The sequence below is a fragment of the Streptomyces sp. NPDC059895 genome (assembly GCF_042731035.1).
In the GTDB taxonomy this organism is placed as follows: domain Bacteria; phylum Actinomycetota; class Actinomycetes; order Streptomycetales; family Streptomycetaceae; genus Streptomyces.
The window spans coordinates 63,662-87,337 of the sequence record NZ_JBHWKO010000023.1; the positions used below are offsets into that span (position 1 = coordinate 63,662).

Here is a 23,676-nt window from a genome sequence, read left to right on the forward strand (position 1 = left end):
GCGCGAGCGTCCCCGACGGGGCGCGGTCGCACACCCGGGCCGTTCCGGCCGGCTCACGGCAGGCGCTCGACGGCGGCGTCGGCGCCGAGCAGCTCCCGCAGCGTCGCCTCCAGCCACTCGCGTTCCGCCTGCTGCGTCGCTCTGGCCATGATCAGCATGCCCCGGCGGTACCGGTCCTCCTCGTCCTTGATCCGCACCGGTGTGCCGGACCGGCTGAAGAAGCCGGCCGGCCGGCTCAGGAAGTCCAGCCGCCGGCGCAGGACGGCTGCCTGCCGGGCGGGATCGGGCAGCCGGCTGAGGAAGGCCAGCAGGGTGAAGAAGGCACCGCTGTCGGTGATCTCGCTCTCCTTGGGCTCGCTCAGCCGGCGCAGCAGCTCGGCCCGGCCGGCGGGGGTGATCCGCAGGACCTGCCGGGGCGGTGCGCTGTCGCCCGGCTCGGCCTGGCGTTCCACGTGGCCGGCCCGGCGCAGCCGGTTGAGGGCCGGGTAGAGCGCCCCGTCGCTCACCGGCCGGTTGTGGCCGATCAGCTCCGAGATACGGCGGCGCAGCTCGTAGGCGTGCATCGGACGCTCCGCCAGAAAGCCGAGGATCGAGAGGGTCAGCACGTCTTCCTTCTTCCTTGCCGGGACGACCGACGGGCGCGGGCCCGTTCGACGGCCTGAGGGCGCGGTGCCGTTCGAGGCGCGTGGGGCCGGGCGAAAGTCTTGACTAGCTCTATTAGAGTGACACGAATCGAGCTAGTCTGTCTCCGCCGTCGGGCGGCGCGGTACCGAGGCCGCCGTCGGCGGGCGAGGCGGCGAGGAGAGGGGGAGTGCGTGTCCGGCCGTACGACGATGCGAGCGATGGTGGTGGAGCGTCCCGGCGGGCCCGAGGTGCTGCGGCCGCGCGACCTGCCCCGCCCCGAGCCGCGGGACGGCTGGACCCTGGTCCGCGTGACGGCGTTCGGGCTGAACCGCTCGGAGTTGTTCACCCGCCGCGGGCTCTCCCCCACCGTGCGCTTCCCCCGCGTCCTGGGCATCGAGTGCGTCGGTGTCGTGGAGTCCTCGTCCGACCCGGCACTGCCGGCGGGCACCGCGGTCGCGGCCGCGATGGGCGGCATGGGGCGCGTGTTCGACGGCAGCTACGCGCAGTACACCCTGCTGCCCACGGCCCAGCTCATGCCCCTGACCTCCGCACTGCCGTGGCACGTCCTGGCGGCCGTGCCGGAGTCCTTCCTCACCGCCCACGGTTCGCTGGCGGCGCTGGCTCCGCGGCCGGGCCACCGGTTGCTCATCCGCGCCGCCACCTCCTCCGTCGGCATGGCGGCGCTCGCCCTCACCGCGGGCAGCGGCGTGGAGACCGCGGCCACGACACGCGACCCCGGCAAGGCGGAGAAGCTGCTCCGGCACGGTGCCGACCACGTCGTGATCGACCGGGGCGGCCGTCTCGGCCAGGACGTCCGCGCCCTCTGGCCGGAGGGCGCCGACCGGGTGCTGGACCTGGTCGGCGGCGCGGCCGTCCTGGACTCGCTGCGCCTGCTGGCGCCCGGCGGCCGGGTCTGCAACTCGGGCATCCTGTCCGACAGCTGGACCATCCCCGAGTTCGAGCCACTGGAGGACATCCCCTCCGGAGCGACCCTGACCACCTTCTCCAGCAGTTCCGTCAACAGCGGCGACTGGGCGCGGCACGCCCTCCAGGAGCATCTCGACGCGATCGGTAAGGGCAGCCGCCAGGTCGTGATCGACCGCGTCTTCCCGCTCGCCGAGGTCGCCGCAGCACACCACCACATGGAAGCCGACCGAGCCCTCGGAAAGGTCGTGGCCGTTGTCCAGCACCCCTGAGGGTAGGCAGACGCCCGCGGAGGCCGAACCGCTCACCCCGACCGCCACCCGCCGAGCACTTCTGGGGCTGGGGGTGCCGGTCTACTTCGAGCTGCTCTCCGGGGTGGTCGCGGGCATCATCGACACCGTCTGGGTGGCACGCCTCGGCGAGGCGGCGGTCGGTGCCGTGGCCGTCGCCAGCACCCTGGAGAACGTGCTCCTCGGGATCATCCTGATGGCCAACATCGGGGCCACGGTGCTGATCGCCGACGCGCTCGGCGGCCGTCGGCGGGCGGAGCTGCCGGTCCTCGTCCGGGCCGTCGGAGCCCTCTGGCTGATCATCACACCGATCGTCGTCGTGGGCGGCTTCCTGCTCCGTGACCAGGTGGCCGAGCTGCTCGTGGGCAGCGGCGACGGCGAGGTCCACCGGCTGGCCGTGGACTTCTTCGCCATCGCGTTCCCCGGCATGACGGTCTTCTTCGCCCAGAACGTCGTCGACGGGATCTTCAAGGGCACGGGAGACACCCGGACGCCGATGCGGATGGCGATCCTCGCCAACGCCTGCATCCTCGTCCTGGACCCGCTGCTGATCTACGGCGTCGGCGTACTGCCCCGGATGGGCGTCCAGGGCGCGGCGCTCGGCATGCTCCTGGGCCGGGCGGTCGCGCTCGGTGTGAGCCTCGTCCTGCTGCGGCGCAAGCGCCTCGGTGACACCGGCGGCGAGGCCACCGCCCTGCGCTGGACCGCCGCGCTGCGGCGCGTCGTGGGCATCGGGCTCCCGGCGTCCGGGGACTTCGTGCTGCGGATGGGCATCAGCGCCAGCCTGGTGGGCATCGTCGCCCGGTTCGGCGAGGACCCGCTCGCCGCCTACGGCATCGGGATCAAGATGATCCTCTTCGTCACCATGGCCTTCTACGCCTTCCGCCAGGCCGGCAGCATCCTCACCGCCCGGATGCGGGGAGCGGGGCGGAACGCGGACCGGGTGATCGCCCACCAGAGCCTGTTGCTCGCCTCGGCGGCCGGTGCCGCGGCCGGACTCGTCCTCGCCCTCGGCGGACGCGTGATCATGGAGTTCTTCACCGGATCGCCGGCAGTCGTCGACTCGGGTGCGACGCTCCTGTGGTATCTCCTGCCGTACCTGGTGCTGCTCGCCGGGGTCGTCGGGCTGGGCGGCGTGTTCATGGGCGGCGGGCAGGCCCGCTCCCTCTTCTGGGTCACCGCGCTCGGCGCCTGTGTGCAACTGCCGCTCGCCTACGGGCTCAGCTCCCTGCCCGCTCTCGGCGTCCAGGGCGTCTGGCTCTCCATGATCATCGGCACGGCGGCGCAGTACGCGATGACGCTCCTGCTCTTCCGGCGCCTGGTCGGCGCGGGCGGGCCCGCGGGCCGCGGACGGCGTGGCCAGACCGAGCCGCAGGTCGTTACAGTTGACAACTGACAAGGACGCTACCGAGGAAGAGGGGGGTGACGGTCATGACCGAGGCGAGTGGTCACACGGAGGATGTGCATCCCGGGCCGAGAAGCCTTGCGGAAAAGCTGGAACACCTGCTGACCGTGACGACACCCGCCGGTCAGCGTGCTCCGTCGAACGAGGACATCGCCACGGCGATCAACATCGCCGCGGGTGAGAAGACGATCAGCGCGACGTACGTGTGGCAGCTGCGCACGGGGCGGAAGACGAACCCCACGATGCGGCACCTGGAGGCACTCGCCCAGTACTGCGGGGTCAGCGCGGCCTACTTCCTCGACGAGGAGGAGTCGCGGAAGATCGACGACCAGTTGGACCTGCTCCAGGCCCTGAAGCAGTCGGACGCGCGGGACATCGCCCTGCGCTCGACGGGCCTGTCCGAGTCCAGCCGCCGGGCCCTCCACAGCATGATCGACCAGCTGCGGAAGCTCGAGGGCCTGCCGGACGACGCACCCCGCACCGGCCGCGAAGAGACACATCACTGAACGTCCCGCGGACGGAAACGCCATCCGCGCCCAACATCGGCCGTACCGGGCGTCGTCCGCACCGACCATCGGCCGTACCGGGCGTCGTCCGCACCGACGACCCGCCGCGCCCGGCGTCGTCCGCGCCGAGCGTCATCGGGGCCGAGCGTCATCGGGGCCGGGAGCCCTTGCCGGCCGGGGCACGCCTGTCCAGTGCCTGGAACGCGTTCGACACCTGTATCAGGGCGGCGATCTCCTGCTGGAGCCCGGTGCCGGCCGAGCGCCGGCGGGCCGACGGGCCCTGCTGGGTCGCCCCGGCCGACCGCGGCGCGCCGAGCCCCGCCCGCAGTGCCGACCGCAGCACCGCCGCCTCGCACAGCGCTTCGTGCGGCATGCCGTACGCCTGGTCCAGACGGTGCAGGCTGATCGGGTCCGCCGCCTGCCGGAGGATCAGTTCGGCGTCCCTTATCTCGATGACGCGACGGTACAGGTGGTAGTCGAGCGGCCGGGGCGGAAGCCAGGCGAGGAGACGGGACGACGGGTGCTCCAGGGCGATGCCGGGCGCCGCCCCGTACACGCCGCGCCACAGCGGAGCCAGCCGCACATAGCTGCGGTAGCTGTTCAGCCAGCGGCCGAGGGCACCCACCCGGGGCCCCCATGAGGGGACCGTCCAGCCGAATATCTGCAAGAGGGTTCCGCTGTCCGCGATGAACCAGAACAGGAACTTCCAGGGCTCCACGACACCGTCGGTGTGAAGGGCGAGGATCTGCCAGTAGCGGACCCCGCAGTAGACCAGAATGAGCGCCGAGCCACCCGCGACGGACCACATTCCGAGGCGCAGCCAGCATTCCGGTGCGGTCCGCGCGTAGCGGAAGGCGAACAGCACCGTCTGGATTCGCCCCGCGGTGCACACGGTCAAGTAGTAGGTGAAGTACAGGGCGTATCCCGTGTCGTGCAGGTTGAGGTAGATGGTCTCCTGTGCGGCAGCCTCCCTGCTCGGTTGAACCATGAAGAAAAGTGTCACCAGGACGACGATCGACATTCCGAAACCGAGTGCCAGCCATCGGGTGGAACGGCGCGCGCTCCTGGCGGGGAGGGTCAGATTGACCACGGTGATCTGCTGCGCAGCGGTGAGGACCACCACCGAGACCTGGACGACGATGGTGGTCGCGTTCGGGAATCCGAGCAACTCGTTGATCTTTTCCCGGCATCCCTCGAGGTCGACGAAGTAGGCGATGGAGTTGCACAGGAAGTAGGTGCACAGGGCCGCTATCGCCAGGTTCTTCGCATTCGACAGCAGCGCCGGCAGTTTGTACAGGAACGCGGTGAGGGTGGCTATGGCGCAGGCCCACGAGAAGAGGGTGAAGAGCATTCACCGCACCGGGTCGGTGTGAGGGGCACGGTCCATCGCGATGGCCGCCCTGAGCCGCGAGACGACCTCGTCGTCCGGGGAGAGCGGGGGCGTCGGGGCGTCCCTCGCCGGCCGGCCCGGGGCGAGCAGCAGGGAAGCCGTCATCTCCGCCTCCTGCTCGCTGCGGTCGGAGTACTTGGTGCGCTGGAGCACGCGCCGGACGACCTCGGGCGCTATGTCCGGGAACAACTGGCGCAGTACGGTGTTGTCCGCGTCCGCCACGGCTTGGTGCCCGCAGAGTATATGGGCGAGTTCATGCGCGATGATATGTTCCTGATGAGCCCGCGTGGTGCGCGCTTCGTAGATCACGAAGTCGGTCATCACGGTGGATATCCACATGCCGTTCACGGAATATCCGGGTATGGCCATCGGCACCAGGTGGATCGGCTTGCCGCGCAGGGCGCTGAGCCGCTCCCGGAGGGACAGGACATCCCTTGCCCCCTCCTCGACGTGTACTGCGGTGAGCCGTGCTTCGCACTCGCGGCGCAGTCGCCTGAAATGGCGCGCCGACCTCAGTTTCCCGCAGGCGGGGAAAAGACGGTTGGCTGGATGTGTCGTCACTTGGCTGTCACCGACTCCTGCTCGTAGTCATACGCGTTTCTGTTGCTGTCAATGCAGCGTTCAGGTGTCGTGCGGTACGCCATACAACTACATATCGGGTGATCCGTGACGAACAAGTGGCCCCCTCTCAGCAAGTCCGGCCGATTGCACACCATCGCGTGATCTTAACGGCACCGAGGATGGCGATCCAGGGGTCGTGGAGTTTTGGTCAACGCTTTAGCGTACGGCGTTTCCAGAATTCGTCTCGATATCCACTTGACCCGGCAAGAACGATCACCGCGGTGGCTGCGCGCGTCTTCTCGTACCCGGTGTCGACGGCGTCACCGGTCGCGAGGCCGAGGGTCAGGCTCGTGCTCGCGATGGTGACGGCGAGCAGGAAGAGGACAGCCTCGCCGGGGCGGCGGCGCATGTCGCGCAGTACCAGGCGCCCTGTCAGGAGCAGTTGTCCCGAGGGAGCGGCGCCGCAGCCGGGCGAGCGCCCGCTCGCCGAGGTCGTCGATGCGCCGTCCGCCGAGCCACACCTCGCCCTCGGTGGGCCGGTCGAGGCCGCCCAGCAGCTGGAGCAGCGTGGACTTGCCGCAGCCGCTGGGCGCGGTCACGGCGAGCATCTGCCCGGCGGGGACGTCCAGATCGACACCATCGACGGCCCATATCGCGCTCTCGCCCTCGCCGTACACGCGCGCCAGGCCCACCGCGCGCACCACCGGCCCGGCCGCCTCACCGGGCCGGCGCGCTCCCGCGCTGTCGTCCGTACCGCGCCGCCGCGACCGGACCCGCTGACCGTCCCTCATCCGTTCCCTCCGCCTTTCCCACGCGTCGTGCGGCCGGACCAGGCCCGCTCGCACACCTCCAACCAGCGCAGATCGGCCTGCAACCGGAGCGCGACGCCCTCCAGCAGCAGCCCGGCCTCCGCATCCGTGTCGTGAGCGAGGGCGGCATGCCGGGCTTCGGCGAGGCTGCTCATCAGCTCCCGTCGGCGTGCGTCCACGAGAGCGAGCGGATCGGCCGTGCCGGACTCGCGTGCGGCCACCAGTTTCAGATGGAACTCCGCCACGTCCGCCCGGGGCCCGGTGCTCTCGGCCATCCACGCGGCCACTCGCTCGTGCCCGGCCGCGGTCGGCGCGAACACCTTGCGTTTCGGGCCGCGCACCGCCGCCTCCTCGCGCACTTGGACGACCAGGCCCGCCTTTTCGAGCCGGGTGAGCGTGACATAGACCTGCCCCGCGTTCAGCGTCTCCCCGAGCGGCCCGAGTGCCGCCGCCAGGCGCCTGCGCAGGTCGTAACCGTGCAACGGCTCTTTGACCAGGAGCGCCGGCACCACGTCCTGCACGATCCCCTCCTCAACGACTCCCAATAGATAGCGGTGAGGTAAAGGGGCGTCACATCACGCGAGATCCAGCAGTCACGGGACAGCGCCTAGGATTCGCAGGTGCGAGCAGCTTGCATCTGTGCATGTGCCCACCCGAGCCCGCCGACCGACGGACACCCCATGACAGACCGCGTCTCCCGTACCGCCCGCCGCCGAGCCGCCCGTGCTCCCGGGCCCGCACGGGAACGCACCTCGGACGTCTGCCGGAGCCTGTCCCCCCTGCTGCGGCTGCTGATTCTCACGCAGCTCGCCTTCAACATCGGCTTCTACGCGGTGCTGCCGTTCCTCGCGGAACACCTCGGCAGCGCGATCGGCATGGCCGGCTGGCTGGTCGGTCTCGTCCTCGGGCTGCGGACCTTCAGCCAGCAGGGGCTGTTCGTGGTCGGCGGCCGGCTCGTCGACCGGTACGGGGTGCGCCCGGTCGTCCTGGCGGGCTGCGCCCTGCGGATCGCCGGGTTCGCCTGGCTCGGGTACGCGCAGGCGACCTGGGCGGTGATCGGCGCCGTGCTCGTGATCGGCTTCGCCGCCGCCCTGTTCTCCCCCGCGGTGGAGTCCGAGGTCGCCCGTCAGGCCGTGGCGTGGGAGGCGGCGGGCAACGGACCGCGCACCCGGGTCCTGGCCCTGTTCAGCGTGGCGGGCCAGGCCGGCGCGTTCGTCGGACCGCTGCTCGGCGCGCTGCTGCTCGCGGTGGACTTCCGCACCGCCTGCCTCGCCGGGGCCGCCGTCTTCGTCCTAATCCTCGCCGGACACGCGCGGCTCATGCCACGGCGCGTCTCCGGCCGCGACCGGTCACCGCGGCGGGGCAGCGGCACGCGCGCCCTGCTGCGCAACCGCCGCTTCCTCGCCCTGTGCTGCGCCTACGGCAGCTACCTGCTCGCCTACAACCAGCTCTACCTGGCCCTGCCGGACGAGGTGCGGCGGGCGGCGGGCTCCCAGGCGCCCCTGTCCTGGCTGTTCGCCCTCTCCTCCCTGCTGGTCGTCCTCGCCCAGCTGCCGGTCACCCGCTGGGCCGGCGACCGGCTCGACCTGCGCCGCTCCATGACCGCCGGGCTGCTGACGGTCGCCGCCGGGTTCGCGGTCGTGGCCGCGGCCCGCCCGGCCGGCTGGACCGGCACCGCCGGGCTGCTGCCCGCCGCGGGCTTCGTCGTGCTGCTCACCCTCGGTCAGATGCTGGTCGTCCCCGCCGCCCGCGCCTGGGTGCCCGACCTCGCCGAGGAGGGCCGGATCGGCCTCTACACCGGCGCGCTGTCCTCCGTCTCGGGACTGATCGTCCTGGTCGGCAGCGCGGCCACCGGCCTTCTGCTCGACCTGGGCCTCCCGCCCGCCGTCCCCTGGCTGGTCCTCGCCGCCGTTCCCGCGCTGGCGGTGGCGTCGGTGCCACGGCGCGCGCGGGAGAGCGGGCGGCCCGGGGGGCCGGACAGGCCGGACACGGCACGCTGACCGCCCGCCCGGTTCCCGGCCGGGTACGGTGCCGGAGCGCGTGAGGGCGCCCGGACGGGGCGGATGCCCGCCGGGCGCCCGGGTCACATGGTCTTGAGCTTGATGTACCGGCGTACCTCCGGCAGTTCGGTCAGGGCGATCAGTACGGCGGCGGCGCCGACGGCGCCGACCACGGCGCGCACGACACCGGCGGGGATGAAGATGCCTCTCTTCATGGCAGGGTTCACCTCCTCTCGGCCGCGTCGGCCAGGATGTCGGCCACGAGGGACTCGACGAAGGGCACAGAGCGCGTCACGGCCTCGCGGACCGGTTCGCTGAGGCCGACGACGACGTCCACCTCGTCGCCGCGCATGCGGACCTCGGGCTCGCAGCCGACGACGAGGACGCGGGGCAGCCGCCCGTCGCCCAGCTGCCGGGCGAGGCCGAGCACCTTGACCGGGTCCATGGCGTGGGCCTCGGGGGCGCCCGCTGCGGGGAGCGCGGCGAGGTCGGGCTCGATGACGCTGAGGGTGCCGGGCGGCTGCCCGTGCGGGGTGGCGTCCAGCAGGACGACGGTGTCGTAGCCGTCCAGCATGCGGTAGGCGAGGTCCATGCCGCGGATGCCGAAGTCGGCGACGTGGACGCCGTCGGGCAGGGCACGGCCGGCGAGGAGGGCGACGGCCTCGGGGCCGAAGCCGTCGTCGGCCAGGAAGATGTTGCCGACGCCCGCGACGAGCACCCGGTGGGCCGGCGGGCCGCCGTCGGTTCCGGGGAGCGGTTCGAGCTCGTCGGGGGCGAAGAAGAACCGGTGGCCGATCTGGCTCGCGGCGCCCAGGTCGCGGCCCGGGTCGCCGTCGAGGACTACGGCGACGTGCACCTGCCCTTCGAGGTCCTCCTCCACGGCGGCGACCTCGGCGATCCGGCCCGTCAGGGCGAGGTCCATGATGTCGGCCCGCCGGGACGGCCGGAGCCGCACGCGGGTGCCGGGACGGTAGGGGGCGCCGTTCACCGCTCCTCCCCCGGGCCGGTCGCGCGGAACTCGCGGATCGTGCCGTGCAGGGCCATGAGGTCCTCGGTGCCGAGCCCGGCGCAGCGGTCGAGGATCTCACGCGCCCGGGGGTCGCAGGCCCGTGCCTCGGCGCGCTCCTCCTCGGTCAGGCTCAGCACGCTCAGCACGAGCAGCTGGTCGATCTCGGTCCCGTCGAACAGGTCGCCCGGGCTCTCCGGCGCGACCCGCGGGAAGTCGTACAGGGTGACCGGCGAGGAGAGCACGGTGCCCGCCCGGCCGTCGCCCGCGTCGGTGCCGACCAGGACCGGCCAGGTGCCCTGGCTGCGGCAGGCGGCGGCGTGCTCGCGCAGGGCGGCGGGCGGGTCGAGGAGGGAGACGAAGCGGCCGGTGCCGGCGTGCAGGACGGTGTGGGTGGAGACGAACGCGTAGGGGGCGGTGGCCTCCCGCGCGTGGCGGGCCCCGGGTTCGGGCACCGGGCAGGGGGTGCTGTTGCCGATCCGCACCGTCAGCCGGTGCACCCCGTCGGCGACCGGCTCGGCCGTGACCTCGACGGTGCCGGTGAGGCGCCGCCAGCCGCGGACCAGCCGGGCGGTCCCGCCGGGCAGCTCCTCGGTGTCGGTGCCCTCGGGGATCTCGACGGCCGCGCGGGCGGGGGCGCCGGTCAGCACGGCCTCCCGCTCGGTCGCCTCCTGCCAGCTCAGGTACCGCTCCCCCGCGACGGTCAGCTCGTCGACGGGACGGCCGTCCCGCGTGACCGTGCGGTCCACCACCTGGAGGAACCGCACCCGCACGGTGAGGTCGTCCAGGGGTCCTTCGTGGAGGACCTGGGTGGTCATGGTGTCCGGTTCGCCGAGCGCGTCGGCGCAAGCAGCGGGGAAGACGCCGCCGAAGGTCCAGCGCTTGGCGTTCTTCAGCGCGGACCTGCGGTAGGGCCACAGCAGGTAGCCCTCGTACAGGCAGGTCCGGGTGATCTTCTCGACGTCGGAGAGGTCCGGGTGGTCGCGGTGGTCGGTGAGGGTCATGTGCTGGAGGTCCCCGAGTGGTGGTGGGCGGTGCCGTCGAGCAGGGCGCGCACGGCGTCGTCGGGCGTGGCGAGGACGTGCCGGGCGCGGTAGGCGTCGAGGCGGTCGTAGGTGTCGCGGGTCAGCCGCAGCCAGGGGCTGCCCGCGTGGTAGCGGTCGGTCAGGGAGTGCCACAGGGCTGCGGGCAGGTCGTAGCGGGTGTCGCCGTCGGCCCAGGAGATGCGGGACGCCACGAGTCCGGGTCCGTCGGGCGTGCGGTGGAAGACGGTGCCGCTGAAGAGGAAGTCGAGCGGCACGTCGCCGTCGTCGCCGACCGCGCGCAGGTACTTGGTGACGGCCAGTTCGGTGTCGTAGGAGCACTCGACGGGGAGGTGGACCGTCGTGCGGTCGTCGAAGGCCGGGACGTGCACGGTGGTGCGGGCCCAGACGAGCGGGCGCATGCCGGCCGCCCACTGCTCGGGCTCCCCGAACAGCTCGCCGAGCGCCTCCCGTGCCTCGGGCCGGTAGCGGCGGCGGGCGACGTCGATGCGGACGACGGTGGTCAGGGCGACGGAGCCGACGGGCCGTCCGGCGGTCCTGGCGATCTCCAGGTCGAAGCGGAGGACGGGCAGCGCGGCGAAGCGCTCCTCCTGCGCCCCGGTGACGGTGAACGCCAGGACCGGGGCGGCGGGAGCGGACAGCGCGGGCGGCGCCGTCATGCGGGGGACAGGTTCGGCATGTCCCGGTCGACCGGGTTGCGGTGGCGGGCGTTGATGCCGGTGGAGCGCCGGGCCGTGGAGCGGTCGTCGCGGCGGTGCCCCGGCTGGCGCTTGTACAGGCCCCGGTGGTTGCCGCGCCGTACGCCCGCGACGTGCGCGGGCTTGTCGGGCTCGACGTCGGGTGTGCCTACGGTGATGCCCATGACGCCTCCTGTGGGGTGAAGGGGGTGGGGTCGGTGGGGTCGGCCAGTGCCCGGAAGAAGTCCTCGACCCGCTGCCACACCTCGGGGCCGCCGTCCAGTCCCTTCCAGTGTGCGCGTACGACGGCGGCCAGGCGGTAGCAGTCGTCGAGCGGGACGAGCCAGTGCTCGCTCGCCCCGTGGCCCCGGTCGACCAGCAGTGCCTGGACGTCGGTGACGTGCTCGGGCAGGTCGGGATGGCAGGTCTCGACGTCCCGCCAGCTGTCCGGGGGGACGGGGGCGCGCAGGACGCCCAGCGGGCTCGGGTAGGCCGCGGTGACCTCCCCGCTCTCGCCGGAGCGGGTGAAGAAGGCGAGGGAGACGGGGACGCCCAGGCACGCCCACGCCGCGTCGTCGATCCGGCAGCCGTCGAGCCGTCGCCGCTCCCGCGGCAGCAGCCGGTGGCCGCCGGCCGAGCCGGCGTCGTGGTCGAAGAGCACGGCGCAGGCGGGGCAGGCGCAGGAGACGGTGCCGGTGGCGGGCCGGAGGACGTGGCGGTGCGGGTAGCCGGGCGGCAGCGGCTGGGCGCACAGGTCGCACCGCTCCACGGCGTCCCGGCCGTCGGCCCGGGCCGCCTGCCGCGCCACCCGGCGGAGCCCGTTCATCCGCAGGCTCCCCCGCCGACGGGCGTACGGTCCCGGAACAGGGAGTCGACGGGGATCAGCGCCGCGGCCTGGCCCCCGGTCTCCACCCGGACGTCGTCGATCTCCGGGGCCCGGGCGGCCACGGCGTCCCGTACGGCCTGTTCGGCGCCGGCCGCGCCGCATCCGCCGCCGGTCACCCGGACCCGCAGCGCCGTGCCGGTCAGTTCGAGGATCTCGGGCGGTTCGGGCAGCGCGGCGAGGGCCTGCCGGACCCGGGTCTCGGCCGGGTCGGGGTGCAGGTCGTGCACGAGCAGCAGATGGCCGACGAGTTCGTCGGCGGCCAGCCGGTCCAGCAGGTCGGGGTGGCCGGCCAGGTGGGCGGTGATCCGTCCCAGGCACTGTCCGTACAGTCCGACGAGCGTCTCGACGGACTGCGCGGCCCGTGCCGCGGCCAGGCCGTCCGGCAGGGCGTCCAGGCCGGACAGCCGCTCCTCGGCGAGCGCCACCTGGCGGCGGGCGTGGGTGTCGTCCCAGGGTTCCCAGGGCATCAACGGCCGCCCTGGTCCGCGAGGGCGCCGAAGGTCGGCGAGTGGGACTGGGTGAGGGTGCGGCCGCCGCCGAGGTACATGTGCACGCCGCAGGGCAGGCAGGGGTCGAAACTGCGGACGGTGCGCATGATGTCGATGCCCTTGAAGTTGTCCGGACCGTTCTCCTCGAAGATCGGACAGCCCTGCACCGCGTCCTCGTACGGGCCGGGGGTGCCGTAGAAGTCACGCGGGCTGGCGTTCCACGGGGTCGGCGGGTACGGGTGGTAGTTGGCGATCTTGCCGTCGCGGATGACCAGGTGGTGGCTGAGGACTCCGCGCACGGCCTCGTGGAAGCCGACGCCGATGGCCTCCTTGGGGACCTTGAAGTCCTGGAAGGTCTTGGTGACGCCGGAGCGGACCTCGTTCAGGGCCTGGTCGACGAAGTGCAGGGCCATGGCCGCCGCGTAGGCGACGAAGTACATGCGGGCCCGGTTGCGCTCGATGGTGTTGGGGAACGGCGGGGGCGTCCACTCCAGCCGGGTCTCGGCCGACGACGGCGTCTTCGGCAGGTCGATCTGCACGCTGTGGCCGGTGGAGCGCACGTACGGCGTGGCGACCTTCCCGGCGAGGGCGGTGGCCCACAGGCGGGCGATGGGGCCGCCGCCGGTGTCCAGGGCGAGGAAGTCGTTGGTGCGCTTGTCGAACCAGCGGGGGCTCATCACCCAGCTGTAGTTGCCGCCGTCCAGCTCGCGCTTCTGCGGTGCGGGCAGGGTGGTCTGGTTCCAGGGGTGCCGCTTGTCGACCGGGTTGCCGAGCGGGTCCTTGTCGACGAAGGTCTCCTCGCCCGTCCAGTCCTCGTAGTAGGAGCTGCCGAGCAGGATGCGCATGCCGAGGTTGATGTCGACCAGGTCCGTGGTGACGAGCTGGTTGTCGACCACGATGCCCGGGGTGACGAACATGCGGTTGCCCCACTCGTTCATCTTCTTGTAGCTGTAGTCGACGATCTCGGGGTCCTGGAAGGCGCCCCAGCAGCCGAGCAGCGTGCGGCGGCGGCCGACCTCCTCGTAGCCGGGCAGGGCCTCGTAGAAGAAGTCGAAGACGTCGTCGTTCATGGCGACGGCCCGCTTGACGAAGTCCAGGCAGCGGGTGAGGCGGACCAGGTAGTCGGTGAACAGCTGGGGGGTGGCGACCGTGCCCACACCGCCCGGGTAAAGGGTGGAGGGGTGCACGTGGCGCCCTTCCATGAGGCAGATCATCTCGCGGGTGAGGCGGCTCATGACCAGCGCCTCTTTGTACGTGGCCCCCTCGAAGGGGTTGTACGAGCGCATGATGTCGCCGATGGTGCGGTGCCCGTGCCGGTCGCCGCGCGGCGCGGGGGTGCGCTCGGCCCGCTCCCACACGCCCGGGTTGGTCTCCTTGACCATGCGTTCGCAGTAGTCGACGAAGACCATGTTGTCCTGGAAGATCGTGTGGTCGAACATGTACTCGGCGGCCTCGCCGAGGTTGACGATCCACTCGCCCAGCGGCGGTGTCTTCACGCCGTAGGCCATGTTCTGCGCGTACACCGAGCAGGTGGCGTGGTTGTCCCCGCAGATGCCGCAGATGCGGCTGGTGATGAAGTGCGCGTCGCGGGGGTCCTTGCCCTTCATGAAGACGCTGTAGCCGCGGAAGACCGATGAGGTGCTCTTGCACTCCACGACCTCACGGGCATTGAAGTCGATCTTCGTGTAGATGCCCAGGTTGCCGACGATCCGGGTGATCGGATCGAACGCCACATCGGTGAGGGTGCGCTGCTGCGCGGGGGCGGCCTGGCTCGTCGTCACTCGACGGGTTCCTTTCACACGAGGCGGTGCGGGAGGTGAGGGTCACTTGCCGGGCCAGCGCGGCGCGAAGCCGGAGGTCAGCTCGCCGCGGTTGTGGCGCCACTTGGGCTCCTTGTTGACCGAGCGGTTGGTGATGGCGCGCAGGGTGCGCACCAGCGGACCGTAGGTGGAGGACAGCAGGCCGGAGGAGACGCTGCCGCCGGGCGGCTCGTCCATGAACGGCATGAACTTGTCGGGGAAGCCGGGCATCGTGCAGCCGATGCAGATGCCGCCGACGTTGGGGCAGCCGCCGATGCCGTCCATCCAGCCGCGCTTGGTGACGTTGCAGTTGACCACGGGGCCCCAGCAGCCGATCTTCACCTGGCACTTGGGCGAGTTGTAGTCCTTGGCGAAGTCGCCCTGCTCGTAGTAGGCGGCGCGGTCGCACCCCTCGTGGACGGTCTTGCCGAACAGCCAGGTGGGCCGGAGCTGTTCGTCGAGCGGGATGGGCGGGGCCATGCCGGCGGCCTGGTAGAGCAGCCAGGTCACGGTCTCCATGAAGTTGTCGGGCTGGACCGGGCAGCCGGGCACGTTGACGATCGGCAGCCCGCCGGCCGAGCGGAAGTCCCAGCCGAGGTAGTCGGCGAGGCCCATGCAGCCGGTGGGGTTGCCCGCCATGGCGTGGATGCCGCCGTACGTGGCGCAGGTGCCGACCGCCACGACGGCGAAGGCGCCGGGGGCGAGCCGGTCGATCCAGGTGTTGAAGGTGATGGGGTCGCCCGTGCGCGGGTCGTTGCCCATCGAGGTCCAGTAACCGTCGCCGTTGATGCGCTCGTTGGGGACGGAGCCCTCGACGACGAGCACGTACGGCGCGCCCAGGGTGCCGTCGGCGGCCTGGTGGAAGGGGCGGGTGAAGTCGTCGGCGGTCTCGTAGGCGAGGACCTTGTTGTGCAGATGGACCTTGGGCAGTCCGGGGATGGCGCCCAGGACGACGTCCTCGAGACTGGGCAGCGAGGCCGCCGTGACCGAGACGGTGTCGCCGTCACAGCTCATTCCCTCGGAGGTCCACAGGATGTGGACCTCTTCCACGGCCGCGGGGGCCTCGGTGTCGGTGCTCATGGGATCCCTTCCTGGCGGCGTCCCCCGCAGCAGGCTGACACATCAGACAATCAGCCACCATTCGGACACTCCGTTCGGAGGTGCTCCGGCGTCCCGTCCGGCCGCCGCTTGCGTACGAAGGCGGAGCGCAGGGCGTGGTAGGGGGCGGTGGGGTCGTCGAAGACGGCGCGCATGCGCTCCAGTTCGGCGGCGCGGTGGGCGCGCAGCGGGCGGACGGCCTCGTCGCGCTCCCGCGCGGCCTTCTTCGCGCCCAGCCGGGTGGGCAGCCCCGCGGAACGGGCCAGCCGGTCGGCCATCCGGGTGACCTCCGCCGTGAAGTCCCCCGGCCCGCACCCCAGGACCCGGTCGACCAGCCCGAGGGTGCGGGCCGCGTGGGCGCCGATCGGCAGGGCCTCGCCGGTGAGCCGCGCGGCGGCCGCCGGACCGACCCGCCGGGGCAGGGTGTAGGTCCAGTACTCGGATCCGTACAGGCCCATCAGGCGGTAGTGCGGGTTGAGGACGGCGCCCTCGCGGCACCACACCTCGTCCGCGGCGAGGGCGAGCATGGCGCCGCCGGCGGCCGCGTTGCCGGGCAGGGCGGCGATGACCAGGCGGTCGGTGGTGGTGAGGATCTCCTCCACCAGGTCGTCGATGGCCTCGATGTTGGCCAGCGACTCGGCGGCGGGGTCGGGGGCGGCCTCGATGACGTTCAGGTGGATGCCGTTGGAGAAGAAGTCCCTGGTCCCGCCGAGGACGACGACGTCGGTGGGGCGGGTGCGGGCGTGGCGGTAGGCGTCGAGGAGACGGCGGCACTGACCGGTGCTCATGGCTCCGCCGGGGAAGCGGAAGGCGAGGTGGCCGACGGTGCCGTGTTCCTCGTAGGTGATGTCCTCGTAGCTCCCGCCTGTCGGGTTCCGGCTGTCGGCCGTGGGGGGTTGTTCGCGCGGTTCCCCGCGCCCCTCGCGGGGCGCTGTCGGCAGCAACGTGCCCAGCGCCGTGGTCGCCGGCAGTTTGAACGTCGCCGGTTCCCCGGGGCGCCGGCGGGGGCGCAGCTCGGGGATCCAGACCGCGCCGTCCGTGGTCGCCCGGCAGATCGCCCCGTGGCGCGTGGCCAGGATCTCACCCGGCGGGCCGGTGAGGCGGTGCTCGGGCCGGCCGCCGTGCAGGTACCACTCGCCGCCCAGGAAGGCGTCCAGCACACCGGGCTGCGAGTCGGCGGCGCGGAGTTTGCGCAGCACCGTGTCCGTGGGGTCGTGGTGCCAGTCGATGCGGCGCTCCTCCTGGCGCAGGTACGGCTGCCAGGTGTGCTCGGGCGGCGTGAGCGGGGTGTACGTGCCGGAGGCGAAGCGTTCGACGGCGAGCAGGACCGCTCTCAGGGCGGCGTCGGCCAGTTCGCCCCGGTACAGCTCGCTCTTGCCGACGTCCGGCGGCACGGCGAAGCCGGCCGACGCCCACACCGGTCCGGCGTCCATCTCGGCCACCGCCTGAAGGACCGTCACGCCCCAGCGTCCACGGCCCTCCTGGACCGCCCGGTCGAGCGACGACGGGCCCCGGTCGCCGGGCGGCCCCGGATGGACGATCAGGCAGCAGTACGCCGACCAGACCGCTTCCGGCACGGCGGTCGTCAGCATGGGGGCGATCACCAGGTCGGGCGCGTGGCGGCGCACGGCGGCGGTGAGTCGCTCGTCGTCCCCGAGGGCCAGCTCGACGGCGACGGGGTGCCCGCGGTCGCGCAGCTCCACGAAGACCCGCTGGGTGAGGCTGTTGAACGCGCTCGCAAGCAGCAGAATCCGCATCACGCGGCGATGCTCCCCCGACGACCCGCGCCCGGCACGGTAGGCACGCCCCGGGCCGGGCGCGCTTGGGCCGCCCGGGGGAAAACACCCCCCGTCCGTCTCCGCGTGACCGGGCGGGGCCCCGGCCGTGCCTACCGTGCGGGGCATGCACGAGCTGTCGATCGCCGCCGCGGTGGTGGAGAACGCCGAGGGCGTGGCCCGCGACCACGGGGCGGCCGCGGTGACGGGCGTGACGCTGCGGATCGGCGAGCTGGCGGGGGTCGTCCCGGACGCCCTGCGCTTCTCCTTCTCGCTGGTCGCCGAGGGCACGGCGCTGGCCGGCGCGGAGCTGGTCATCGAGGAGGTGCCGGCGCGGGCCCGGTGCGGCGGCTGCGGCACGCGGTTCGCGGTCGGCTCGCCCCCCGCGCTGTGGTGCCCGCACTGCGACACCGCCGCGGCCGAACTGCTGACCGGGCGGGAACTGGAACTGGCGGAGGTACGAATGGCAGGGAGCCCGTGATGTGCCGCAGCGTCGACGTACGGACGGCCGTACTGGCGAAGAACGACGGCCTGGCGGCCGAGCTCCGCGCCGACCTGGCGAGACGGCGGGTGACGGCCGTCAACCTGCTCTCCAGCCCCGGCAGCGGCAAGACCGCGCTGCTCGAACTGGTGCTGCGCCGGGCCCGCGAGCGGGGTGTCGCCGTCGCCGCCCTCACCGCCGACCTGGCCACCGAGAACGACGCCCGCCGCCTGGCCCGCTCCGGGGCGCCGGTGAAGCAGGTGCTGACCGGCGGCCTGTGCCACCTGGAGGCGGCCCAGCTGCGCGGCCTGATCGACGGCTGGCTCCCGCCCGCGACGCGTCTGCTGTTCGTGGAGAACGTCGGGAACCTGGTCTGTCCCGCCTCCTACGACCTGGGCGAGACCCTGCGCGTGACGCTGATGTCGGTGACGGAGGGCGAGGACAAGCCGCTGAAGTACCCGACCGCGTTCGGCGCGGCCCAGCTGGTGGTGCTGACGAAGACGGACCTCGCCGGCCCCGTCGGCTTCGACGACGCCGCCTTCACGGCGGCCGTGGAGCGCGTCAATCCCGGCGTGGAGGTCCTGCCCACCTCGGCCCGGACCGGACAGGGCGTCGACATCCTGCTCGACCGGATCCTCGTCGTGGCCGACGGAGGGACGCCGCACGCCCCGCTCCTCGCCGCGGACCACCTCCGCCGGCACGCGCACGACCACGGGCCCGACCACTCCCACGGACACTCCCCCGCGCACGACCACGCCCACGACCACGACCACGCGCACGACCACGCGCACGACGACGGGCACGGGCCCGACCCCGCGCACGAGCACGGTGCCGGACACGACCACGGGCACGGGCACGGGCGCGCCTCCCGGGCCACCCCCGCGTGACCTCCACGACCACCGCCAGGGGCACCGGGGACACCGCCGGCCCGGCCGCGGTACGGCGACGGGTCGTCGTGCGGGGGACCGTGCAGGGCGTGGGATTCCGGCCCTTCGTGCACCGTCTGGCGGTGGAGCTGGACCTCTCCGGTCATGTGCGCAACGGCGCGGCCGGAGTGGTCGCCGAGGTCGAGGGTCCCCCGGAGGCCGTGGCCGAGTTCTGCCGGGCCCTGGCCGAACGGCCGCCGCCCCTGGCGGACGTCCAGGAGGTGGCGTACGAGACGGTCCCGGCGCTCGGCGCGCCCGGTTTCGTCATCCACCCGTCCGAGAACGGCGACGAGGGCGCCGGCGGCAGCACGCGCCGGACGCTCGTCCCGCCGGACACCGCGCCCTGCGACGACTGCCTGCGGGAGCTGGCGGACCCGGCGGACCGCCGCCACCGGCACCCCTTCATCACGTGCACGCACTGCGGTCCCCGCTTCACCATCTCCACCGGCCTGCCCTACGACCGGGCGACCACCACCATGGCGGTGTTCCCGCTGTGCCGGGCGTGCGCCACCGAGTACGCGGACCCGGCCGACCGCCGCTTCCACGCCCAGCCGGTGGCGTGCCACGACTGCGGGCCCGTGCTGCGGCTCACCGTGCCCGGCGGGCGGCCCCGGGAGGGCGAGGCGGCCCTGGCGGAGGCCCGCCGGCTCCTGGCGCGGGGCGCCGTGCTGGCCGTCAAGGGGCTCGGCGGGTACCACCTGGCGTGCGACGCCCGCGACGAGCGGGCCGTCGCCGCGCTGCGCACCCGCAAGCGGCGCGGCGGCAAGCCGTTCGCCGTCATGTGCGCCGACCTGGCGGACGCCGAACGGCTGGCGCACGTCGGCCGCGAGGAGCGCGCGGTCCTGACGGGCCGGCGGCGGCCGATCGTCCTGCTGCGCCGCGCGGCGGGGACCGCCGGACCGGCCGAGTCGGTCTGCCCGGGCGCTCCGGACATCGGCGTGATGCTGCCGTACACCCCCCTGCACCGGCTGCTGTTCGGGCTGCCGGGGGATCCGCCGGGGCCCCGGGTCCTGGTGATGACCAGCGGCAACCGGTCCGGGGAGCCGATCGTCACCAACGACGCCGAGGCGCGGGAGCGGCTCGGCGGCATCGCCGACGCCTGGCTCTGGCACGACCGGGTCATCGAGGCGCCCTGCGACGACTCCGTGGTCCGGGTCCGCGCAGACGGCGGCGGCGCGGTCGTCCTGCGCCGGTCACGCGGTCTCGTCCCCGAGCCGGTCGCGCTGCCCGTCCCCGTCGCCCCGGCCCTCGCGGTGGGCGGTGACCTCAAGAACGCCCTGTGCCTCGGCGCGGAGGACCGGGCCTGGTTCTCCCCGCACATCGGCGACATGGGCGACCTGGCCACCGTACGCGCCTTCGAGCGGGCGGCGCGGCGGCTGCGCGCGCTGACCGGGGTCGACTACGGGCTGCTGGCGGCGGACCGGCATCCCGGGTACCACTCGGCCCGCTGGGCCCGGCGTGCCGCGGACACGGGCGGGCTCGCCCTGCGGCCGGTGCAGCACCACCACGCCCACGTCGCCTCCCTGATGGCGGAGCACGGGCTGGACGGTGACGCCGTCGTCATCGGCGTGGCCTTCGACGGGACCGGATACGGCGACGACGGCGCGGTCTGGGGCGGCGAGGTGCTGCTCGCGGGCTACGACGGCTACCGCCGGTGGGCGCATCTGCCGTACGCGCCGCTGCCCGGCGGTGACGCGGGCGTGGCCAACCCGTGCCGTACCGCGCTGGCCCGGCTGCGCGCCGCCGGTCTGCCCTGGGACGCGGACCTGCCGTGCGTCGCCGCCTGCGACCGCGGCGAACTGCGGCTGCTGCGGCAGCAGCTGGAGCGCGGCACGGCGTGCGTGCCGACCTCCAGCATGGGCCGGCTCTTCGACGCGGTCTCCTCCCTCGTCGGGGTCTGCCACCGGGCCCGCTACGAGGCGCAGGCCGCGATGGAGCTGGAGGCGGCGGCGCTGCCCGCCTGGCCGGAGCCGACCGGGGCGTACGCCTTCGCCGAGGGCCTGGACCCCGGGCCCGCGCTGGCCGCGATCGTGGCCGACCTGCGGCGCGGGGTGCCCGTGCCGGTGATCGCCGCCCGCTTCCACCGGGCGGTCGCCCGGGCCGTCCTGGCGGTCTGCCGGTCCGCGCGCCGGCGGACGGGGACCGGCGTGGCCGCGCTCTCGGGCGGGGTGTTCGCCAACGCGCTGCTCGACGCCGAGTGCGCCGCGCTGCTGGCCGCGGACGGCTTCACGGTGCTGCGCCACCGGCGGGTGCCGCCCAACGACGGAGGTCTCGCGCTCGGCCAGCTGGTCGTGGCGGCAGGCCGTCGCACGGAACTTCCGCAACGACAAGGAGGACGCTGATGTGCCTGGCGGTGCCCGGCCGGGTGGTCGGGATCGAGGACCGGGACGGCACGCGCATGGCGCGGGTCGACTTCGGCGGCGTGGTCAAGGACGTGTGCCTGGCCTATGTCCCGGACGCCGAGGTGGGCGAGTACGTCATCGTCCACGTCGGCTTCGCGCTCCAGCGGCTGGACGAGGAGTCGGCCCGCGCCTCGCTGGAGCTGTTCGCACAGCTCGGCCTGCTGGAGGAGGAGTTCGGCGACGCCTGGGCGCGTGCCGAGGCGGAGGCGGAGGCGGCCACGGAGCAGGAAGGCATCCGGTGAAGTACATCGAGGAGTTCAACGACCCCGCGCTGGCCCGGCGGCTGCTGGCCGAGATCCGGGCCACCGTGACCCGGCCCTGGGCGATGATGGAGGTCTGCGGCGGGCAGACCCACTCCATCATCCGCCATGGCATCGACCAGCTCCTCCCCGACGAGGTGGAGCTGATCCACGGCCCCGGCTGCCCGGTGTGCGTGACCCCGCTGGAGATGATCGACAAGGCGCTGGCGATCGCGTCCCGCCCGAACGTCGTCTTCTGCTCCTTCGGCGACATGCTGCGTGTGCCGGGGACCGACCGCGACCTGTTCCGGGTGCGGGGCGAGGGCGGCGACGTGCGGGTGGTCTACTCGCCGCTGGACGCCCTGGAGATCGCCCGCCGCGAGCCGGACAAGGAGGTCGTGTTCTTCGGCATCGGCTTCGAGACCACGGCCCCCGCCAACGCGATGACCGTGCACGAGGCCCGCCGGCAGGGCATCGGGAACTTCAGCCTGCTGGTGTCGCACGTACGGGTGCCGCCCGCGGTCGAGGCGATCATGCGGGCGCCCGGGTGCCGGGTGCAGGCCTTCCTGGCCGCCGGTCACGTGTGCAGCGTGATGGGCACCGCCGAGTACCCCGAACTGGCCGCGCGCCACCGCGTCCCGATCGTGGTGACCGGCTTTGAACCGCTGGACATCCTGGAGGGCGTCCGCCGCACGGTCCACCAGCTGGAGCGCGGGGAGCACCGGGTGGAGAACGCCTACCCGCGCGCGGTGCGCGAGGCCGGCAACCCGGCGGCGCTGCGCATGATCGAGGAGGTCTTCGAGGTCACCGACCGCGCCTGGCGGGGCATCGGGACCATCCCGGGCAGCGGCTGGCGGCTGTCGGAGGCGTTCCGGGCGTACGACGCCGAGCACCGCTTCGACGTCGGCGACGTGCGGACCGCCGAGTCCCCCGAGTGCCGCAGCGGCGAGGTGCTGCAGGGCCTGATCAAGCCCCACGAGTGCCCGGCCTTCGGCACGACCTGCACCCCGCGCACCCCGCTGGGCGCGACGATGGTCTCCAGCGAGGGGGCCTGCGCCGCCTACTACCTGTACCGGCGGCTGGAGGTGGCCCCCGTTGGCTGAGACGACCGTCGACCCGGCGAACTGGTCCTGTCCGGCGCCCCTGCGCGACCACCCGGTGGTCGTGATGGGCCACGGGGGCGGCGGGGCGCTCTCCGGCGAGCTGACGCGGCATCTGTTCGCCGCGGCGTACGGCAACGAGACGCTCGCCGCGCTCACCGACTCCGCCGCCGTCGAACTGGGCGGGGCGCGGCTGGCGTTCTCCACCGACTCCTACGTCGTGCGCCCGCTGTTCTTCCCCGGCGGCGGCATCGGCGACCTGGCCGTGAACGGCACGGTCAACGACCTGGCGATGAGCGGCGCCCGGGCGGCGTACCTGTCGACGGCCTTCATCCTGGAGGAGGGCGTCGCACTGGACGTGGTCGGCCGGGTCGCCCAGGCCGTGGGGGCGGCCGCCTCCGCCGCCGGGGTGACGGTGGCGACGGGCGACACCAAGGTCGTCGAGTCCGGCCACGGCGACGGCGTCTACCTCAACACCTCCGGCATCGGACTGATCCCGCCGGGCGTCGACATCCGTCCGCAGCGCGCCGCGCCGGGGGACGTGATCATCGTCAGCGGGCCGATCGGCGCGCACGGTGTGGCGGTGCTGAGCGTGCGGGAGGGGCTGGAGTTCGGCTCCGACGTGGTCAGCGACACCGCTGCGCTGGGCGGGCTGGTGGCCGCGATGCTGGAGGTGACACCGGACGTCCACGTCCTGCGCGACCCCACCCGGGGCGGGCTCGCCACCTCCCTGTGCGAGATCGCCACCGCCTCCGGCACCGGTGTCTCCCTCACCGAGAGCGCCGTCCCCGTGCCCGGCTCCGTGGCCGCCGCCTGCGGCTTCCTGGGGCTCGACCCGCTGTACGTGGCCAACGAGGGGCGCCTGGTGGCCTTCGTGCCGCCCGAGCACGCCGACGCCGTCCTCGCCGCGATGCGCGCCCATCCGCAGGGCGCGGGCGCCGCCGTCATCGGCCGCTGCGTGGCCGAGCACCCCGGCATGGTCGTCGCCCGCACCGGCCTCGGCGGCACCCGCGTCGTCGACCTGCCGCTGGGGGAGCAACTGCCGCGCATCTGCTGAAGCGGCGGCGGCCGACCCGGGTGCGGGCCGGGCTCCGGCCGGGGGCCGACGCGGCGGCGCACCCGCCCCGGTACGGCCCGGGGGGCGGCGCGCGGCGCATCCGCCCCGATACGGCCAGGGGTCGGGCGGCGCGGCAGCGCGTCGGCCCCGGTTCGGCCCGGGGGGCGGCGCGGCGTCGCACCCGCCCCGA

Annotated in this window: 25 protein-coding genes; 10 read left to right on the plus strand and 15 right to left on the minus strand. The window is 73.4% G+C overall.

Annotated elements, in window-relative coordinates; all coding sequences use genetic code 11:
- Positions 1-53: 53 nt before the first annotated feature.
- Positions 54-605 (minus strand): PadR family transcriptional regulator, encoded by a 552-nt coding sequence (locus ACFV9M_RS24805; RefSeq protein ID WP_385069221.1) that lies wholly within the window; start codon positions 603-605, stop codon positions 54-56.
- A 210-nt stretch (positions 606-815) separates the two neighbouring features.
- On the opposite strand from ACFV9M_RS24805, the gene ACFV9M_RS24810 reads away from it, so the two are divergent.
- Genes ACFV9M_RS24810 through ACFV9M_RS24820 form a run of 3 tightly spaced genes read left to right on the plus strand, consistent with a single transcriptional unit; the run spans position 816 to position 3,749 of the window.
- The gene (locus tag ACFV9M_RS24810) at positions 816-1,820 is read left to right on the plus strand and encodes a zinc-binding dehydrogenase (protein ID WP_385069219.1); all 1,005 of its coding nucleotides are present in this window, start codon (positions 816-818) and stop codon (positions 1,818-1,820) included.
- The gene (locus tag ACFV9M_RS24815; protein WP_385069218.1) at positions 1,804-3,234 is read left to right on the plus strand and encodes an MATE family efflux transporter; all 1,431 of its coding nucleotides are present in this window, start codon (positions 1,804-1,806) and stop codon (positions 3,232-3,234) included. Before ACFV9M_RS24810 ends, ACFV9M_RS24815 begins: the two co-directional genes overlap by 17 nt.
- 35 nt (positions 3,235-3,269) lie before the next feature.
- Positions 3,270-3,749, plus strand: coding sequence for a helix-turn-helix domain-containing protein (locus ACFV9M_RS24820; protein WP_385069216.1), 480 nt, complete (start codon positions 3,270-3,272; stop codon positions 3,747-3,749).
- A gap of 148 nt (positions 3,750-3,897) precedes the next feature.
- On the opposite strand, the gene ACFV9M_RS24825 is transcribed toward ACFV9M_RS24820, so the two are convergent.
- The 4 genes from ACFV9M_RS24825 to ACFV9M_RS24840 form a co-directional block, all read right to left on the minus strand.
- Positions 3,898-5,100, minus strand: a complete 1,203-nt coding sequence (locus ACFV9M_RS24825) for an MAB_1171c family putative transporter (RefSeq protein ID WP_385069214.1) — start codon at positions 5,098-5,100, stop codon at positions 3,898-3,900.
- Positions 5,101-5,700, minus strand: coding sequence for a toxin (locus ACFV9M_RS24830; protein WP_385069212.1), 600 nt, complete (start codon positions 5,698-5,700; stop codon positions 5,101-5,103). It lies immediately after the preceding gene.
- Between the two features lie 320 nt (positions 5,701-6,020).
- Positions 6,021-6,491 (minus strand): ATP-binding cassette domain-containing protein, encoded by a 471-nt coding sequence (locus ACFV9M_RS24835; RefSeq protein WP_385069210.1) that lies wholly within the window; start codon positions 6,489-6,491, stop codon positions 6,021-6,023.
- Positions 6,488-7,030: a PadR family transcriptional regulator gene (locus ACFV9M_RS24840; RefSeq protein WP_385069209.1), complete on the minus strand. Its 543-nt coding sequence runs from the start codon at positions 7,028-7,030 to the stop codon at positions 6,488-6,490. Before ACFV9M_RS24840 ends, ACFV9M_RS24835 begins: the two co-directional genes overlap by 4 nt.
- 159 nt (positions 7,031-7,189) lie before the next feature.
- On the opposite strand from ACFV9M_RS24840, the gene ACFV9M_RS24845 reads away from it, so the two are divergent.
- Positions 7,190-8,509, plus strand: a complete 1,320-nt coding sequence (locus ACFV9M_RS24845) for an MDR family MFS transporter (RefSeq protein WP_385069207.1) — start codon at positions 7,190-7,192, stop codon at positions 8,507-8,509.
- An 83-nt stretch (positions 8,510-8,592) separates the two neighbouring features.
- Here the strand turns inward: ACFV9M_RS24845 and ACFV9M_RS24850 are convergent, their stop codons facing one another.
- The 10 genes from ACFV9M_RS24850 to ACFV9M_RS24895 are packed head-to-tail and all read right to left on the minus strand — an operon-like array spanning position 8,593 to position 17,263.
- Positions 8,593-8,724, minus strand: a complete 132-nt coding sequence (locus tag ACFV9M_RS24850; RefSeq protein ID WP_385069203.1) for a DUF6893 family small protein — start codon at positions 8,722-8,724, stop codon at positions 8,593-8,595.
- 8 nt (positions 8,725-8,732) lie between these two features.
- Positions 8,733-9,497 carry a hydrogenase maturation protease gene (locus ACFV9M_RS24855; protein WP_385069202.1) on the minus strand — a complete coding sequence of 255 codons (765 nt, stop codon included), beginning with the start codon at positions 9,495-9,497 and terminating at the stop codon, positions 8,733-8,735.
- Positions 9,494-10,519, minus strand: a complete 1,026-nt coding sequence (locus ACFV9M_RS24860) for a hypothetical protein (protein ID WP_385069200.1) — start codon at positions 10,517-10,519, stop codon at positions 9,494-9,496. The genes ACFV9M_RS24855 and ACFV9M_RS24860 overlap by 4 nt, the downstream gene beginning before the upstream one ends.
- Entirely contained in the window at positions 10,516-11,217 is a 702-nt protein-coding gene (locus ACFV9M_RS24865) for a DUF6084 family protein (protein ID WP_385069198.1), read from the minus strand. The genes ACFV9M_RS24860 and ACFV9M_RS24865 overlap by 4 nt, the downstream gene beginning before the upstream one ends.
- Complete coding sequence (locus ACFV9M_RS24870; RefSeq protein WP_385069196.1) at positions 11,214-11,420, minus strand: hypothetical protein; 207 nt, start codon at positions 11,418-11,420, stop codon at positions 11,214-11,216. The genes ACFV9M_RS24865 and ACFV9M_RS24870 overlap by 4 nt, the downstream gene beginning before the upstream one ends.
- The gene (locus ACFV9M_RS24875; RefSeq protein ID WP_385069194.1) at positions 11,405-12,061 is read right to left on the minus strand and encodes a DUF5947 family protein; all 657 of its coding nucleotides are present in this window, start codon (positions 12,059-12,061) and stop codon (positions 11,405-11,407) included. Before ACFV9M_RS24875 ends, ACFV9M_RS24870 begins: the two co-directional genes overlap by 16 nt.
- Positions 12,058-12,588: a NifU family protein gene (locus tag ACFV9M_RS24880; RefSeq protein WP_385069192.1), complete on the minus strand. Its 531-nt coding sequence runs from the start codon at positions 12,586-12,588 to the stop codon at positions 12,058-12,060. Before ACFV9M_RS24880 ends, ACFV9M_RS24875 begins: the two co-directional genes overlap by 4 nt.
- Positions 12,588-14,390, minus strand: coding sequence for a nickel-dependent hydrogenase large subunit (locus tag ACFV9M_RS24885; protein WP_385069191.1), 1,803 nt, complete (start codon positions 14,388-14,390; stop codon positions 12,588-12,590). Before ACFV9M_RS24885 ends, ACFV9M_RS24880 begins: the two co-directional genes overlap by 1 nt.
- 42 nt (positions 14,391-14,432) lie before the next feature.
- Positions 14,433-15,488, minus strand: a complete 1,056-nt coding sequence (locus ACFV9M_RS24890; RefSeq protein WP_385069189.1) for a hydrogenase expression protein HypE — start codon at positions 15,486-15,488, stop codon at positions 14,433-14,435.
- Positions 15,489-15,538: 50 nt separating this feature from the next.
- Positions 15,539-17,263: an enoyl-CoA hydratase-related protein gene (locus tag ACFV9M_RS24895; RefSeq protein ID WP_385069252.1), complete on the minus strand. Its 1,725-nt coding sequence runs from the start codon at positions 17,261-17,263 to the stop codon at positions 15,539-15,541.
- Between the two features lie 145 nt (positions 17,264-17,408).
- Between ACFV9M_RS24895 and hypA the strand changes: the two genes are divergently transcribed.
- From hypA to hypE, 6 genes are all read left to right on the plus strand, one after another.
- The gene (gene hypA, locus ACFV9M_RS24900) at positions 17,409-17,762 is read left to right on the plus strand and encodes a hydrogenase maturation nickel metallochaperone HypA (protein WP_385069187.1); all 354 of its coding nucleotides are present in this window, start codon (positions 17,409-17,411) and stop codon (positions 17,760-17,762) included.
- Positions 17,762-18,649: a hydrogenase nickel incorporation protein HypB gene (gene hypB, locus ACFV9M_RS24905; RefSeq protein WP_385069185.1), complete on the plus strand. Its 888-nt coding sequence runs from the start codon at positions 17,762-17,764 to the stop codon at positions 18,647-18,649. The genes hypA and hypB overlap by 1 nt, the downstream gene beginning before the upstream one ends.
- The gene (gene hypF / locus ACFV9M_RS24910) at positions 18,646-21,030 is read left to right on the plus strand and encodes a carbamoyltransferase HypF (protein ID WP_385069184.1); all 2,385 of its coding nucleotides are present in this window, start codon (positions 18,646-18,648) and stop codon (positions 21,028-21,030) included. Before hypB ends, hypF begins: the two co-directional genes overlap by 4 nt.
- Positions 21,030-21,332, plus strand: coding sequence for a HypC/HybG/HupF family hydrogenase formation chaperone (locus ACFV9M_RS24915; RefSeq protein ID WP_385069182.1), 303 nt, complete (start codon positions 21,030-21,032; stop codon positions 21,330-21,332). The genes hypF and ACFV9M_RS24915 overlap by 1 nt, the downstream gene beginning before the upstream one ends.
- Complete coding sequence (gene hypD, locus ACFV9M_RS24920; protein WP_385069180.1) at positions 21,329-22,432, plus strand: hydrogenase formation protein HypD; 1,104 nt, start codon at positions 21,329-21,331, stop codon at positions 22,430-22,432. The genes ACFV9M_RS24915 and hypD overlap by 4 nt, the downstream gene beginning before the upstream one ends.
- Positions 22,433-22,496: 64 nt before the next feature.
- Complete coding sequence (hypE, locus tag ACFV9M_RS24925) at positions 22,497-23,486, plus strand: hydrogenase expression/formation protein HypE (RefSeq protein ID WP_385069251.1); 990 nt, start codon at positions 22,497-22,499, stop codon at positions 23,484-23,486.
- Positions 23,487-23,676: the final 190 nt, after the last annotated feature.